15 protein-coding genes are annotated in these 15,166 nt (G+C 31.5%); 8 read left to right on the top strand and 7 right to left on the bottom strand.

What is annotated here, in order from left to right; translation table 11 throughout:
• Positions 1-21 precede the first annotated feature (21 nt).
• Genes FF125_RS12695 through FF125_RS12675 form a run of 5 tightly spaced genes read left to right on the top strand, consistent with a single transcriptional unit; the run spans position 22 to position 3,209 of the window.
• Positions 22-1,350, top strand: coding sequence for a 2TM domain-containing protein (locus FF125_RS12695; RefSeq protein WP_138950115.1), 1,329 nt, complete (start codon positions 22-24; stop codon positions 1,348-1,350).
• Between the two features lie 30 nt (positions 1,351-1,380).
• Positions 1,381-1,695 (top strand): 2TM domain-containing protein, encoded by a 315-nt coding sequence (locus FF125_RS12690; RefSeq protein WP_138950114.1) that lies wholly within the window; start codon positions 1,381-1,383, stop codon positions 1,693-1,695.
• Between the two features lie 11 nt (positions 1,696-1,706).
• Positions 1,707-2,030: a 2TM domain-containing protein gene (locus FF125_RS22315; RefSeq protein ID WP_138950113.1), complete on the top strand. Its 324-nt coding sequence runs from the start codon at positions 1,707-1,709 to the stop codon at positions 2,028-2,030.
• Positions 2,031-2,063: 33 nt separating this feature from the next.
• Positions 2,064-2,399: a 2TM domain-containing protein gene (locus tag FF125_RS12680; protein ID WP_138950112.1), complete on the top strand. Its 336-nt coding sequence runs from the start codon at positions 2,064-2,066 to the stop codon at positions 2,397-2,399.
• A gap of 54 nt (positions 2,400-2,453) precedes the next feature.
• A complete protein-coding gene (locus FF125_RS12675) occupies positions 2,454-3,209 on the top strand; it encodes a LytR/AlgR family response regulator transcription factor (RefSeq protein ID WP_138950111.1) in 756 nt (251 codons plus the stop codon).
• 4 nt (positions 3,210-3,213) lie between these two features.
• Here FF125_RS12675 and FF125_RS12670 read toward each other — a convergent pair whose 3' ends face one another.
• The gene (locus FF125_RS12670; RefSeq protein ID WP_138950110.1) at positions 3,214-4,140 is read right to left on the bottom strand and encodes a homoserine kinase; all 927 of its coding nucleotides are present in this window, start codon (positions 4,138-4,140) and stop codon (positions 3,214-3,216) included.
• A gap of 2 nt (positions 4,141-4,142) precedes the next feature.
• Positions 4,143-6,587, bottom strand: a complete 2,445-nt coding sequence (thrA, locus tag FF125_RS12665) for a bifunctional aspartate kinase/homoserine dehydrogenase I (protein ID WP_138950109.1) — start codon at positions 6,585-6,587, stop codon at positions 4,143-4,145.
• 342 nt (positions 6,588-6,929) lie between these two features.
• On the opposite strand from thrA, the gene FF125_RS12660 reads away from it, so the two are divergent.
• On the top strand, positions 6,930-8,567 hold the full coding sequence (locus FF125_RS12660) for an aminopeptidase P N-terminal domain-containing protein (RefSeq protein WP_138950108.1): 1,638 nt from the start codon (positions 6,930-6,932) through the stop codon (positions 8,565-8,567).
• Positions 8,568-8,605: 38 nt separating this feature from the next.
• Positions 8,606-8,977, top strand: a complete 372-nt coding sequence (locus FF125_RS12655; protein WP_138950107.1) for a VOC family protein — start codon at positions 8,606-8,608, stop codon at positions 8,975-8,977.
• A 54-nt stretch (positions 8,978-9,031) separates the two neighbouring features.
• Here the strand turns inward: FF125_RS12655 and FF125_RS12650 are convergent, their stop codons facing one another.
• From FF125_RS12650 to FF125_RS12630, 5 genes are all read right to left on the bottom strand, one after another.
• Positions 9,032-9,598 (bottom strand): hypothetical protein, encoded by a 567-nt coding sequence (locus FF125_RS12650; protein WP_138950106.1) that lies wholly within the window; start codon positions 9,596-9,598, stop codon positions 9,032-9,034.
• A gap of 144 nt (positions 9,599-9,742) precedes the next feature.
• Complete coding sequence (gene lysA / locus FF125_RS12645) at positions 9,743-10,951, bottom strand: diaminopimelate decarboxylase (protein WP_138950105.1); 1,209 nt, start codon at positions 10,949-10,951, stop codon at positions 9,743-9,745.
• 78 nt (positions 10,952-11,029) lie between these two features.
• Positions 11,030-12,268 (bottom strand): peptidase T, encoded by a 1,239-nt coding sequence (pepT, locus tag FF125_RS12640; protein ID WP_138950104.1) that lies wholly within the window; start codon positions 12,266-12,268, stop codon positions 11,030-11,032.
• Positions 12,269-12,311: 43 nt separating this feature from the next.
• Positions 12,312-12,869 (bottom strand): hypothetical protein, encoded by a 558-nt coding sequence (locus FF125_RS12635; RefSeq protein ID WP_138950103.1) that lies wholly within the window; start codon positions 12,867-12,869, stop codon positions 12,312-12,314.
• 22 nt (positions 12,870-12,891) lie between these two features.
• A complete protein-coding gene (locus tag FF125_RS12630) occupies positions 12,892-13,938 on the bottom strand; it encodes a WD40/YVTN/BNR-like repeat-containing protein (protein ID WP_138950102.1) in 1,047 nt (348 codons plus the stop codon).
• Between the two features lie 66 nt (positions 13,939-14,004).
• On the opposite strand from FF125_RS12630, the gene FF125_RS12625 reads away from it, so the two are divergent.
• Positions 14,005-14,913 carry a patatin-like phospholipase family protein gene (locus tag FF125_RS12625; RefSeq protein WP_138950101.1) on the top strand — a complete coding sequence of 303 codons (909 nt, stop codon included), beginning with the start codon at positions 14,005-14,007 and terminating at the stop codon, positions 14,911-14,913.
• Positions 14,914-15,166 lie beyond the last annotated feature (253 nt).

The following is a 15,166-nucleotide window of genomic DNA, read 5'->3' as shown; positions in this document are numbered from 1 at the left end:
AATTAATTAGAAAGATAAGAGATGTCTGAATACAGAAAAGTAATATTTATAGGGTTTGTAATTGGTGTCCTGATAATGATTATTGATATGATCTTTAGAGTGTTGTCAGGGTATTCAATTACGTTTAATAATCAACTATTAATTGCCTTCGGATATTACCAAATGTATTCTTTGGTTTTGACTTTTGTAAATTCAACCTTTTTTGGTTATTTGAATAAGATTGAGTGGAAAAAATATGGCCGATATAGAATGCTTTTTGGTAGTCTAGGAGGTGTCGTGTTGACAATGATTGCTATTGTTTTGTTGAGGATGTTTCAAGAAATGGCTGTAAATGGAGAGGGGTTTACAGAATTTTATACGGAAGAGTTAAGTAATGGAAAGTTCTATTTTACTTGTGTAATCATTACTGTAGTAGCTAGCATTTTTTTTCATGCGGTTTATTTTTATCAAAAATCTCAAAAGGAAAAAGTTACCGAACAGAAAATTATTGCAGGTACCGCTTCAGCTCAATTTGATGCCTTAAAAAACCAATTAGATCCACATTTTTTATTCAATAGTTTAAATGTATTAACGAGTTTAATTGATGAAAACCCAGATGCGGCTCAAGACTTTACAACGGCATTGTCAAAAGTATATCGCTATGTGTTAGAGCAGAAAAATAAAGAGCTTATAAGTGTAGATGAAGAATTAAAATTTGCTAAAACCTATGTGAGTTTATTAAAAATGCGATTTGAAGATAGTATTGTTTTTAGCGTTCCGGAGAAGGCGAATAATTCTGAAGCTAAAGTGGTACCCTTAGCATTGCAATTGTTACTAGAAAATGCAGTAAAACACAATATTGTAAATTCTAAGAATCCGTTAACTATAAAAATTTACGAAGAAGGTGGGCAATTGGTAGTTGAAAATAATTTACAGATTAAAGAAGTATTAAAAAAGAGTAGTGGAGTAGGACTGTCCAACATTCAGCAACGCTATCAGTTGGTAACCGATCGTAAAGTGAGTATTAATAAAACAGAGGGTTCTTTTATTGTAAAGTTACCCATGTTAACCAAACAAATTTCAGTTATGCAAACACAAGAAAATTATATAGAAGATAAACGCTATTTAAAGGCAAAAGAAAGAGTAGAAAAAATAAAGGGGTTTTATAGTAATTTAATTTCTTACGTTATCATCATTCCTTGTTTAGCTTATCTTAATTATAAAACTACAAGTTTTCCTTGGATCGTTTTTCCTATGCTTGGTTGGGGGTTCGGAATTGTAATGCATGGTATGGAAGCTTATGGTTACAATCCGCTTTTAGGTAAAGATTGGGAAGACCGTAAAATTAGAGAATTTATGAACAAAGACTAAAACAGATTAATGAGATAAAAATTAACTAGTATGGAAAATTTAGACAACGAAAATAAATATATAAAAGCGAAAGAGCGAGTAGAAAAAATTAAAAAATTTTACAGTCATTTACTTTCCTATTTGATATTTATAGGTTTTTTAGCAGGGTTAAATTATTATACTGATGGATGGCGATACCCTTGGTTTTTATGGGCTGCCTTTGGTTGGGGTATTGGTTTATTCTTTCATGCCCTTAAAGCACTTGAATGGAACCCTTTTATGGGGAAAGATTGGGAAGAGCGAAAGATAAAAGAGTATATGGATAGGGATAATAAGGAGTACAAAAAGACCCAACATTGGGAGTAAATTTTATTAAGATGAAAAAAAACATGAATTCAACAAAACATGAAGATGCATTAGAGCATGTAATTAGGTTGAGAGAATTTTATCAGCAGGTTTTTGTTTACATTATTTTTGTTATAGTTTGGCTTAATTTTAAAAATAACATCATAGCGTTTGTGCGAACACATACCGATAATGTGGATAATAATTTTTTAAATTGGTTGAATATAAACATAATATTAGTGCCCGTATTATGGGGTATAATAATACTTATTTATGGACTGTACCTCAATAAATTCAAACTGTCATTTCTCAAAAAATGGGAAGAGAAAAAGTTAAAAAAAATTATGAATAAGTAATCAGCACATCATTTTCTTTAAAATAATATAATTATGGAATCAGAACACAGAAATAATAGAAAATATAGACAAGCAAAACAACGCGTTAAAGAATTGAAAGGATTTTATTGGCATTTTGCAATTTATATGTTGGTAAATTTATTTTTAACGGTGAATAAAGTGATTAGAAACTACTATAATGGAGAATCTTTAAATGAAGCTATTTGGAATTTTGACACATTCTCAGTATGGTTTTTTTGGGGAATAGGAATCTTTTTTCACGGAATGAATGTTTTTGGTTATCCTTTAATTTTAGGTAAAAATTGGGAAGAAGGGAAAATAAAAAAAATTATGGAAGAAGATGAAAGACAAATTCGAAAATATAAGTAAGAATGTAACTTAATAAAACTATAAAATCAACCAACAATTCCTTATTAAATTTTTATGAATGTAATTATAATAGAAGACGAGAAACCAGCCGCAAGAAGATTAGATAGAATGTTACAAAAAATTGGTGTCACAGCCATGGCTATGTTACATTCAGTAGAAGAATCGTTAACATGGTTTAATGAAAATGAACATCCTGATCTTATTTTCTTAGATATTCAATTGTCTGATGGTTTGTCGTTTGAAATATTTGAAAACATAGATATTAATAGTGCTATTATTTTTACCACTGCCTATGATGAATATGCATTGCAAGCTTTTAAATTGAATAGTATTGACTATTTGTTAAAGCCAATTGATACGGACGATTTGGAAAATGCCTACACAAAATTTAAAGAACGAATCCCCACAAAACAAAAAGTGGCTATTGACTTTGATGATATAAAAAAATTATTGGTTAACCCCTTAGAACGTGAATACAAAAAGCGTTTTACAATCAAGGTTGGACAACATTTAAAAATGGTTTCTATTGATACTATTGAATGTTTTTATAGCGAGAATAAAGGAACTTATATCCATACCACGGAAGGTAGAGATTATTTAATAGATTTAACCTTAGATCAATTAGAACAAGAGTTAGAACCGCAAACCTTTTTTAGAACCAGTCGTAAGTTCTATGTAAATGTAAATGCGATTAAAGATATAATATCGTACACTAATTCACGCCTTCAAATTAAATTGAACACATACCAGCATCAAGATATTATCGTAAGTAGAGAACGTGTCCGAGATTTTAAAGATTGGTTGGAATAAAAGATCAATTATTGATGATATCAACGCCGCTTAAATTCACTTTTGAAACGTGAATGTTAAAATCGATAGCGGTGTTTTGATATATGTTCCGCATAGTTTCGGCTACTTTTTCTGCAATTTTTTCTCCTTTAGATAAAGCAAAAATGGTAGGGCCAGACCCAGAAATTCCAACACCTAAAGCTCCTGCTTTTAAGCCTTCTGTTTTTATAGCATCAAAATGAGGGATTAATTTTTTGCGAAATGGTTCTGCAATTACATCTTCTAACGAGCGACTAATCAACTCATAATCATCCGTGTACAGTCCGCTAATTAAACCTGCTAAGTTTGCACTTTGCTTTACAGCATTAGCAACGGTAACAGTTGGATGTATGGCATTACGAGCATCTTCGGTTTTAATTTCTATTTGTGGATGAATTACTGTGACCCACAATTCTTTCGGTACTGGTAGTTTAACAATTTCTAACGGTTCATAGCTTTTCACCAATATAAAGCCACCATAAATAGCAGCGGCAACATTATCTGCTATAGGTGATCCACAAGCTGCTTTTTCTCCTAATCGGGCAAATTCAGTAAGTTCTAAATTAGAAAATGGTTTTCCTAATAATTGGTTCACCCCAAAAGCAGCACCAGCTGAGCTTGAAGCACTACTACCCAAACCGCTACCTGGTTTAACTTTTTTGAATAGTTGCATATCTATTCCGAAATCAGGTTTGGCTTCATCTATCATTGCCCAAGCAACCACACTAGCCGCATTTTTGCGACTGTCAAAAGTTAATTCAGCTCCTTCAATTTTACTTATTGTAACCCCTTTATCGACCGTTTTTGTAAAGATCATTTCATCACCAACAGCATTTATTGCAAATCCTAAGGCATCAAATCCACAGGACACATTTGCGACGGTTGCGGGAGCAAATATTTTGATTGAGTTCATAATTAATTATTTGCAATTTTAATAATATCTGCAAAAAGTCCTGAAGCTGTAACGTCTGCACCAGCACCAGCACCTTTAATAATCATAGGTTGTTCTGGATATCTTTTTGTATAAAACATTACGATATTGTCCTTGCCTTCCAAATTGTAAAAAGGATGTCCTACTGGTATTTCCTTTAAACCTACTTTAGCCTTACCGTTAATAAGCTCAGCTACATACTTTAATTGACAATTGTTACTGTTCGCTGATTTTAATAACTCTTTAAAATGATCAGCATCAGTTTTTAATGAATTGTAAAAGTCATCAACACTATCTGCTTTGTGATTATTCTCCGTAAGGAATGAATCATTTTCAATATCTTCTAAGTTGATTTTAATACCGCTTTCTCTTGCTAAAATGAGTATTTTTCGAGCAACATCAACACCACTTAAATCAATTCTAGGGTCAGGTTCTGTATAGCCTTCTAGCTGTGCTTGTTTAACCACATCATAAAATTCAGTTTCAGTGGTGAAATTATTAAAAATGAAATTTAAACTTCCAGATAAAACGGCTTGAATTTTATGTACTTGATCTCCTGAAGTAATTAAATTATTTAAGGTATCTATAATCGGTAAACCTGCACCAACATTCGTTTCAAATAGATAAGGTACGTCATATGATCGTGATAATTCTTTAAGTTCTTTGTATTTTTTATAAGTAGCAGAACTCGCAATTTTATTACAGGCAACAACAGCTGTACTGTTTTTTAAATACTTGGCATACATATCAGCTACTTTTGCATTTGCTGTAATATCTACAAAAACGCTATTTCTAAGGTTCAAAGCTTTTACCTGTTCAAGAAAACTATCTAACGAAGCTGGTACCCCTTTTTTTATCTGCTCTTTCCATGAAGATAGGTCTATTCCTTCATCGTCAAAGATCATTTGTCTTGAATTTGACAAACCAACAATCCTGATATTAATGTTTAAATTATTTAACAAAAATTCATGTTGCTGTTCTATTTGCTCAATCAGTTTAGCACCAACATTACCAACACCAGTAATAAATAAATTAAGTTGCTTGTTATTGTTTTTAAAGAAACTTTCATGCAGGCTATTGATTCCTTTTTTAACATCCTTGGCTGCAATTACAGCAGAAATATTTTTTTCAGAAGCACCTTGAGCAATGGCTCTTATGTTCACATTATTCTTACCTAAAGTACCAAACATCTTTCCGCTAATACCTTGGTGACTTTTCATATGATCGCCAACAATAGCTATAATAGATAAGTTTTTTTCTATCTGTAAGGGTTTAATTTTATTTTTTAATATTTCGAATTCAAAAGTGCTATCAATAGCAATTTTGGCCAAATTAGCATTACTGTCATCAATACCGATACAAATAGAATGCTCAGATGATGCTTGCGTAATTAATTTCACATTGATTTTTTCAGTAGCCAATGTTTCAAATAATCGTTTTGAAAATCCCGGAATACCTACCATTCCAGATCCTTCTAAAGTAATTAATGTTACATCATCTATATGACTAATTCCTTTCACAGGATTTTTTTTGTCTTTACTAGTTTTTGTGATAAGCGTACCTGCGTCTTCTGGTTTTAAGGTGTTTTTTATAAGAATAGGTATTTCCTTTTTTAATACCGGATGAATCGTTGGAGGGTATATAACTTTGGCTCCAAAATGCGATAATTCCATTGCTTCTTCATAAGAAATTTGCTCTATTGGCATGGCCTGAGGAACAACATTAGGGTTAGCTGTAAACATTCCACTTACATCAGTCCATATTTCTAATACATCTGCATCAAGTGCTGAAGCTACAATAGCGGCAGTGTAATCAGAACCACCACGACCTAGTACTGTGGTGTCTCCATTTTCAGCAGAAGAAATAAACCCAGGTAAAACAGTAACTTTCGCTTTATTTGATTTAAAATAATCTTGAATTTGACGATTCGAAACTTCAAAATTTACTGAAGCATTTGTATAATTAGTATTGGTTAAAATCAGTTCTCTAGTATCTTTTCGCTCCGCATCAATATGATTCACTTGTAATGCTTTTGCTATTACAAATGAGGATAATAGTTCACCATGACTAACTATATTAGCTTCGCTTTTTGCGGAAAGTTCGCTTATTAATGAAATACTATCTAATATAGATTTAAGATCAGCAAGTTTTTGATTTACAAATTTTAAAACTTCATTTTTATCCTTTTCTGTAAATAAATCTGAAATTATCTGATTGTGTATTGTTTTAATATCTTCAATAACAGAGGTGTATGCTGTTTTTTTGATAGATGCAAGCTGAGCAGCTTCTAGCAATAAATTGGTGACTTTTGCAAATGCAGAAACAACAATAATTTGTTTTTCTTCTTCGTTAGCTTTTACAATTTCAATTATTTTATTAATATTTTTTGATGAACCTACTGATGTTCCTCCAAATTTTAAAACTTTCATAAATAGTGGATTACTGATAAATAATTATTTTATGGTTATTCCTTAATAGACCAAATAAAACGGATGTGTAAGAATGATTAACCCCAAAGGGTGAAAACTGAAGTAAATGCATTAAAAATCGTACTTTTTATGCGAGTAGTTGTGTTGGTATGTAATGTTCTTAATTGCACACTTCAAATGTACTAGTTATTGTTTTAATAACAATCTATGTTTAATGTTTTATTATGTTTTTTATTAATTATTGATGAATCAGTATTTTTTTTTTTCAAATAATTATAATTTAAGACTTTCATTGAAAGGAATATAATTGTACTTTTGATTTATAACCAATTATTACATATAATGAAATCCCTCCTAACTTGTTTGTTTGCGTTACTTATTTTTCAATTCAGTTTTGGCCAAGATGATCAATTACCAACTGATTACTTGTCTAAAGAATTTCATAAAGAAAGAAGAGCTGCTTTACGACAAAAAATGCCAAAAAACAGTGTTGCCGTATTATTTGCGAACCCTGTTCGCAATAGAGCAAATGATGTAGAGTATATATATCATCAAGATCCCAATTTCTATTATTTAACTGGTTATAAAGAACCTCATGCTGTTTTATTGATTTTTTCAGAAAATCAGACGGATGGAGATACTACATATAACGAAGCAATTTATGTACAAGAAAAAGATCCTAGAGCAGAACAGTGGACAGGTAAAAGGTTGGGCGTAACTGGTGTTAAAGAACAGTTAGGGTTTAATAAAGTGTTTAACGGAAGTGAGTTTAGTACTGCAACCTATGATTTTGAAAAATTCAGTAAAGTATTAATTGTTGATTTTAATGATGATTATAGAGATTCAGGTAAAAATAAGGCCGATTTATATGATTTAGTACAACAGTTTAAAGAAAAGGCAAAATATGATAAAAGTTTATTGTCAAATCCTACAACCGACAGAATATATGAAGTAATAAAAGCAACGGGAATAGAAAATAGTGCAAATGTGGCTCAAGATTTAGGTCGGTATATGGATTATTATCCAGAATTAAAGGAAGATGAATTGATCAATGGATATCATAATGCGGCGAATGATGAGCTCAGAAATGAATTTAAACAAAAAATAAGCTTAAAATTAGAAGCTCCACCTAAAACGAATATTGATATCAGTAGTTTAAATGATTTTATGGGAGACTTACGAGAAAAAAAGCAACCCGAAGAAATGAAGTTGTTAAAAAAAGCGGTTGAAATATCAGCTATAGGACAAAGAGAAATTATGAAGGCAATGCACCCTAATATGTCGGAAGCTGAAATTCAAGGAGTACATGAATTTGTATATAAAAAGTATGGTGCAGAGTACGAAGGGTATCCATCTATTGTTGGAGGTGGTCATAATGGCTGTATTCTACATTATATAGAGAATAGCAAAACAAAAGTAGGTAATGATTTGGTATTGATGGATTTAGGAGCAGAATACAGAGGCTATACAGCCGATGTAACTAGAACCATTCCAGCAAATGGTAAGTTTTCAACGGAACAAAGAGCCATTTATGATATTGTTTATGATGCCCAAGAAGCGGGTATCGCTTTGGTAAAAACTGGAAGTACTTTTGCAGCATCTCATGAAGCTACACGAAAAATAGTGAATGCAGGTTTGTTGAAATTAGGCATTATTAAAACCATCGATGAGAAACATAATTATTATCCACATGGCTCATCCCATCATATTGGTTTAGACGTACACGATGCGGGTAGTCAAGGTGAATTTAAATTAGATATGGTAGTGACCGTTGAACCGGGAATCTATATTCCTGAAAATAGCCCATGTGATAAAAAATGGTGGGGTATTGCCGTTCGCATCGAAGATGATATTTTAGTGACTGAAAAGGGCCCTGTAAATTTGTCAGCCGCTGCACCAAGAAAAGCAGATGAAATTGAAAAGTTAATGAAAGAAACGAGTGTATTAAACAGTTTTAATTTACCAAAGTTAGATGATTAACGTAAATAGCTATTGATAATAATTTAAAATCATCAATTATGAAATTAGGAGCATTTTCAATAAGTTTAAATGTAAAAGATATTAATGTCTCAGTAGAATTTTACAAAAAATTGGGATTTACAATTTTTGCAGGTTCTATAGAAAGTAAGTATCTCATTATGAAGAATGGAAATTCTTTAATAGGGTTATTTGAAGGAATGCTTGAGGACAATATTTTAACTTTTAATCCTGGATGGGATGAAAATGCAAAAAAATTAGAATCTTTTGATGATGTTAGAACAATTCAGAAAAGCCTAAAGAATAATAAAGTTAAATTGGATAGGAAAGCAGATGAAACAACAACTGGACCTGCCAGTATGATGTTAACAGACCCTGATGGTAATCAGATTCTTATTGACCAACATGTTTAATTCATAACTTCGAAAATGTTTTAAACCCCTTTTAAGGTTGAAATCTAAGTATTCTTAAAAGCGATACCCAATTCGTAAATGTAAATTAATGGCTGTACCGCTTTCATTACTAGAATATCCATTTTGTTTATAAAACTCTTTGTAATATCCAATTCCAAGCCCAGTTTCATAGTTAAAATGTTTTCCTATATTTCTTCGAATTCCCCATGTTGGGACTATTTGTAGCGTTGGAATAATAGATACATTTTGGTCGCTTGATATAGTAAATATATCAGGATTGAAACTCGTTTTTATGGAAATGAAATTACCACTATTACCGTCAATTCTTTTTGACTTTTTAACACGCTTTTCTAAGTTATAGTAAAATCTTGGTTCTATAACAATTACGGGGGTTAATAGAAATCCTCGATTATCCTGATATATTCCTCTTTCCCAAAATCCAAAATCTAGCCCTAATTCGCCTCTTAAGGCAAATTTATCTGATAGCTTCGTTTCCCCATGAAAATAGAGACCTAAAAACCCTGTTTGTACACCAAAAACATGATCTTCAACAGAAGCATTTTGTGATGTTGCACTATAAGAAAGTAAAACCAAGACCGTGGCAACTATAAATTTTTTCATATCTGAATTTGTGATGAGTTTGTAAACGAAATAGGTAACAACAATAATACCTAGTATCTTAGAATGGTTCTAAATTAAATAACCCTGAAAGGACTTGAATTCATTTCGGGGTTATTTATGTAGTATTAAGTAAATATTTTGAATCTAAAAATTCAAATCTAAATTTTGTCCTTTCAGTAAATCTTGAATTGTTTCTCGTTCACGTATTAGATAATCTTTACCATCTTTCACTAAAACTTCTGCAGGTCTATAACGAGAATTATAATTGGAAGCCATTGAAAAACAATATGCTCCGGCATTACTAAAACTCAAAATATCCCCTTCAGTTATTTCAGTTATTCTTCGGTTGGCACCTAAGGTATCGGTCTCACAGATGTAACCAACAACCGTATAAAAACGTTCTTTTCCTTTTGGGTTAGAAATGTTTTCTATTTGATGATAAGAATCATAAAACATCGGTCTTATCAAGTGATTCAATCCGCTATCTACACCTGCAAAAACAGTTGAAGTAGTTTGTTTTACAACATTTACATGAACTAATAGTTTACCTGCTTCACTTACTAAAAATTTACCAGGTTCAAACATAATCGTTAGCTCTCTACCATAACTTTTACAAAACTCATTAAAACGTTTACTGAGTTTTTTACCTAACTCTTCTATATCTGTAGAGATGTCGTTTTCTTTATAAGGAACTTTAAAACCACTTCCGAAATCAATAGATTCTAAGTCTTGAAATGATTCAGCCGCAGTAAAAAGAATTTCAGTTGCTCTTAAAAAGGCATCTACATCATAAATGTCAGAGCCGGTGTGCATATGTATTCCATTAATTCGCATACCCGTATTTTCTACCACACGAAGAATTAACGGTAATTGATGTACAGAAATACCAAATTTAGAATCGATATGACCTACAGAAATTTTTGAATTCCCACCTGCCATAACATGTGGATTGATACGGATACAAACAGGTGTTTCTGGATATTTTTGTCCAAATTGCTCTAAAATAGAAATATTATCGATGTTAATATGAACTCCTAAATCTTTTGCTTGTTCAATTTCTTCTAAAGAAACGCCATTAGGTGTAAAAATAATATCTTCTGGTGCAAAACCAGCTTTCAAACCTAATTGGACTTCTTGAACAGAAACGGTGTCAATTCCAGAATCTAATTGCTTAAAAACTTTTAATACGTTAATGTTAGAAAGAGCTTTAACAGCATAATTTATTTTCAGATTTTTAACTCCTGAAAAGGCTTTAGTCATACGCTCATATTGCGAAATGATTTTGTCAGCATCGTAAACATATAAAGGTGTATCGTATTTTTTAGCAAGCGATAATAATAATTTTCTATCCATGGTTGAAATTTAAAAGCGGTAAAAATAAGGAACTAATTAAAAGGATTTAACTTTTGTTTGAATAATTACAAAATTAACTTATTTGTTCAGTTCTCTCGTTGCTGTAATCTCAGCAATTTTCACAATTACTTCAACTGCTTTTTGCATAGATTCTGCAGGAACATACTCATAACGACCATGAAAATTATGTCCACCGGCAAATATATTAGGGCAGGGTAGTCCTTTATAAGATAATTGAGAACCATCTGTACCTCCACGGATGGCCTTAATTAATGGTGTTACACCAACCGCCTTCATAGCTTCTTCTGCAATATCAACAATATGCATTACAGGTACTACTTTTTCCTTCATATTATAATATTGATCTGTAATTTCAACATGAACTAAATCTTTGCCTAGCTTAGAATTAAGATCATCTGCTACTTTTTGAAAAACAGCTTTTCTTTTGTTGAATAATTCCATATCATGGTCACGGATAATATATCCTAATTCTGTTTTTTCAACTTCACCATTTAAGGTATGTAAATGATAGAATCCTTCATAACCTTCGGTTCTTTCTGGAACTTCATCTTTAGGTAGAGCGGCAATAAATTCGCTAGCAATAAGCATTGAATTTATCATTTTGCCTTTTGCATAACCGGGATGTACAATTTTTCCAGTGATAACAACCTTTGCACCAGCAGCATTAAAATTCTCATATTCAAGTTCTCCAATTTGGCTACCATCCATAGTATAAGCCCATTCGGCTCCAAATTTATCTACATCAAAAAGGTGTGCACCTTTGCCAACTTCTTCATCAGGTGTAAAGCCTATTCTAATTTCACCATGGTTTATTTCAGGATGTTGTATGAGGTATTCCATTGCGGTTATAATTTCTGTAATTCCCGCTTTATCATCAGCACCTAATAGGGTAGAACCATCAGTAGTAATTAATGTCTGTCCTTTGTATTGTAATAAATCATCAAAATAATCTGGAGACAAAATTATATTTTCTTCTTGGTTTAAAACAATGTCTTTTCCATCATAATTCTTATGAATTTGTGGATTAACATTAGTTCCACTATAATCTGGACTCGTATCTATATGAGAAATAAAACCAATAGTTGGTACTTTATGAGCAACATTACTTGGCAATGTTGCCATGATATAGCAATTATCATCTAACGTAACATTATGTAAACCAATATTTTTTAAATCTTCAACCAAAACCTTAGCTAGGTCCCATTGTTTTTCTGTACTAGGAAAGGCTTCGTTTTCAGGGTCAGATTGGGTGTCAATGGTAATATATTTTATAAATCTATCTATGATGTGTTGCATGCTATTATTTTTAATTATTTAAGATTTCTGTTCCAAATTGACCCTATTCAATCAGTTTAAGGTTATCAAAAATTTCTATTGAATTACAAATTCTTTGATCTACTAAACTGTCGCCATAAACTTTTGAAGTTAAGGTTATGTATTCATCAATATTTGTTTTTAAGTAAACTTGTAAAAATTTGTGATTCATTCCCGAACGAGACCCTTCTGATAGGTTATAGTACATTGGTTTCTCTTTGAATTCACCAAAACCAGATTTGACCATTTTTAGTTTCTCTTTGAATTGTAACGTATCATTTATTTTTTTTGCAAAAGACTCATCTAAAGTCAGTTCTCCTTGTTTCCAGGAAATTTCAACTACAAAAGAATCTGTGAATTGTTTTGAGGTATCTGCGGTGTAAATATCTGAAGAATACTCATCATAATAAAGTGTGGTTTTCCAACTTTTTGGAATCTCAATTTTAAAATGTTTTAAAAAATCTCTGTATTCTTTTAATTCTGAATTTTCAGAACTTGCACCACAATTAAACTCTTTTTTTAAGGAATTACTTTGGCAACTAACAAAACCTATTGCCAATACTAAAATTATTAATTTTTTCATTTATTGTTCTTAAGTTGAATTACTATTTATTTAAAATAAGCTTTCCTATTTTATTATTACCCGCCAACCATGCAAAATTCTTATTCACAAATCGGATCGTATAATAGGCATCATCACTAACTTTTTTCCAAGTGACTCCACTATCCTTAGAAAAGGAAACACCAGTGGTGCCTACCGCAAATAATTCTTGTCCATTAGTGTCTGGCACATATTGCACACAGCTTTTATAACCAGGTTCTAAACCTTCAGCTACTAATTGCCAAGTTTTACCGCCATCCTTTGTAACGGCTTTATTACCTTTATTATTATCTTTATTATTCCAATCGCCTCCAAATATAATTCCGTTTTTTGCATCATAAAAATCGATACTATAAATGCCCGTCATATCATCACCTTGAATCATTGGTGTTTCGTAAGCTTTCCAACTTTTTCCCATATCAGGAGAATGATAAACCCTGGCTGATTTACCTCCAGTCACTAACCATACATTTTTTCCTTGGATTGCAATGTTGCTATTACTTGCAGCAAAAGCAGCTTCGCCTTCATTAATTTTTGGTAACACATCACATGGTAATTTTTGCCAAGAATCCCCCCCATTATTAGTTAGAATTACAGATAAGCAATCGTCCGTCGGGTCACCCATAGCAATTCCATTTTTTTCGTCAAAAAAAGCCATGGCATCATAAAAAACTTTCGGATGATTTTCTGAATAAACAATTTCTAAATCACCTTCGTCATATTTGTACAAAAGTGCAGGGTTGCCTATACTTAGCATAAAAATGTTTTCTGAATTAGAGGCTATAGCTCTGAAATGAGGAACAATAGTATCATAAAACACCTTTTTATCTTTAATATTTTGATTTGTCGGTAGTATTAAACCCAAATAACCATCAGAAGTTGCGTAAAAGAGACTAGAATCTTTCATCGGGTAAATGGCTCTTATACTTGAACTATCTATAGTTATTTCTTCGATAGTGATCTTTTCAATAGTTCTAGGAATACTTGTATTTTTGCAGGAAATTATTAAAACGGTAGTAATAAATAGAAAAATAAATAATTTCAATTTCATATAAATGTGTTAGTTTTATCAAAAGTAAAATTTTAAATTAAAATAGCTAAGAATTATAGTATAAATATGAGAGCATTAGTAATTTCAGGGGGAGGAAGTAAAGGGGCATTTGCAGGTGGTGTTGCTGAATATCTTATAGATGAAAAAAATAATACATACGATTTATTTTTAGGCACATCAACAGGTAGCTTAATGGTGTCGCATTTGGCGTTAGGAAAGCTTTATGAGTTAAAAGCTATTTATACGACTATAAATCAACGAAAAATTTTCAGCAATAATCCTTTTGTTGTAAAAACCGTTGATGGAGAAAAAGTGGTTTCCATTAATCATTTAAATACAGTGTGGAATTTTATTAATGGACGGCGGACTTTTGGTGAAAGTAAAAATTTAAGAAAATTGATAAAAAAGTATGTTACTGAATCGTATTTTGACCGTATAAAAGCATCAGAAAAAGACGTGGTAGTTACTGTATCAAACTTAACCAAAAATGTAGTAGAGTATAAAGCGATACAAGATTGTACCTATCTCGATTTTTGTGATTGGATTTGGGCATCTTGTAACTATGTGCCATTTATGAGTTTATTGCGTAAAAATGGATGTGAATATGCCGATGGAGGTTTTGGTTCTTTAGTGCCTATAAGAGAAGCCATATTGAGAGGAGCAACTGAAATTGATGTAATTATTTTAGAAACTGAAGTAAGCCAACTCAATAGAATTCCTTCAAAAAACCCCTTTTCATTAATTACTCATGTGGTTCAATTTATGATGGACCAAGTGGAAAGGCATAATGTAACCATTGGTAAATTACAGGCAGCACACGATAATGTGAAACTTAATTTATATTATACACCAACCGTTTTAACTACAAATTCTTTAGTGTTCAATAAAAAGCTAATGGCCAAATGGTGGCATTACGGATATACTTATGCTAAAAAGCAGCATCAAGTAGAAATGAATAAGTTAAAGGAAGGATAAGTTATTGAACAATGGTTATATAAGTATTTCAAAAACAAGAAAAAAAATCCTAAAAAATTTGCATTATAAAAAATTTATCCATTAAATTTGTGCTTCAATAATAGAAAAAATGTCTTTAAATCACATACATCATCATTTCCATACTGGCTTTCAGGCGAGGTGAGTTGTTGTGTTTTAAATCTAAAATCATATAAACCCGTTTGAATAGTTCAAGCGGGTTTTTTATTTGTTTGCACTATCGAACCTAATTTTA

It is taken from the genome of Aureibaculum algae (assembly GCF_006065315.1).
Taxonomy (GTDB): Bacteria; Bacteroidota; Bacteroidia; order Flavobacteriales; family Flavobacteriaceae; genus Aureibaculum; species Aureibaculum algae.
This window is presented reverse-complemented; position numbering and strand designations above follow the sequence as displayed.

Excerpts from the sequence above, each read along its gene's own strand:
- FF125_RS12695 (WP_138950115.1), top strand. The coding sequence starts at position 22 with ATGTCTGAATACAGAAAAGTAATATTTATAGGGTTTGTAATTGGTGTC.
- FF125_RS12690 (WP_138950114.1), top strand. The coding sequence starts at position 1,381 with ATGGAAAATTTAGACAACGAAAATAAATATATAAAAGCGAAAGAGCGA.
- FF125_RS22315 (WP_138950113.1), top strand. The coding sequence starts at position 1,707 with ATGAAAAAAAACATGAATTCAACAAAACATGAAGATGCATTAGAGCAT.
- FF125_RS12680 (WP_138950112.1), top strand. The coding sequence starts at position 2,064 with ATGGAATCAGAACACAGAAATAATAGAAAATATAGACAAGCAAAACAA.
- FF125_RS12675 (WP_138950111.1), top strand. The coding sequence starts at position 2,454 with ATGAATGTAATTATAATAGAAGACGAGAAACCAGCCGCAAGAAGATTA.
- FF125_RS12670 (WP_138950110.1), bottom strand. The coding sequence starts at position 4,140 with ATGAACTCAATCAAAATATTTGCTCCCGCAACCGTCGCAAATGTGTCC.
- thrA (WP_138950109.1), bottom strand. The coding sequence starts at position 6,587 with ATGAAAGTTTTAAAATTTGGAGGAACATCAGTAGGTTCATCAAAAAAT.
- FF125_RS12660 (WP_138950108.1), top strand. The coding sequence starts at position 6,930 with ATGAAATCCCTCCTAACTTGTTTGTTTGCGTTACTTATTTTTCAATTC.
- FF125_RS12655 (WP_138950107.1), top strand. The coding sequence starts at position 8,606 with ATGAAATTAGGAGCATTTTCAATAAGTTTAAATGTAAAAGATATTAAT.
- FF125_RS12650 (WP_138950106.1), bottom strand. The coding sequence starts at position 9,598 with ATGAAAAAATTTATAGTTGCCACGGTCTTGGTTTTACTTTCTTATAGT.
- lysA (WP_138950105.1), bottom strand. The coding sequence starts at position 10,951 with ATGGATAGAAAATTATTATTATCGCTTGCTAAAAAATACGATACACCT.
- pepT (WP_138950104.1), bottom strand. The coding sequence starts at position 12,268 with ATGCAACACATCATAGATAGATTTATAAAATATATTACCATTGACACC.
- FF125_RS12635 (WP_138950103.1), bottom strand. The coding sequence starts at position 12,869 with ATGAAAAAATTAATAATTTTAGTATTGGCAATAGGTTTTGTTAGTTGC.
- FF125_RS12630 (WP_138950102.1), bottom strand. The coding sequence starts at position 13,938 with ATGAAATTGAAATTATTTATTTTTCTATTTATTACTACCGTTTTAATA.
- FF125_RS12625 (WP_138950101.1), top strand. The coding sequence starts at position 14,005 with ATGAGAGCATTAGTAATTTCAGGGGGAGGAAGTAAAGGGGCATTTGCA.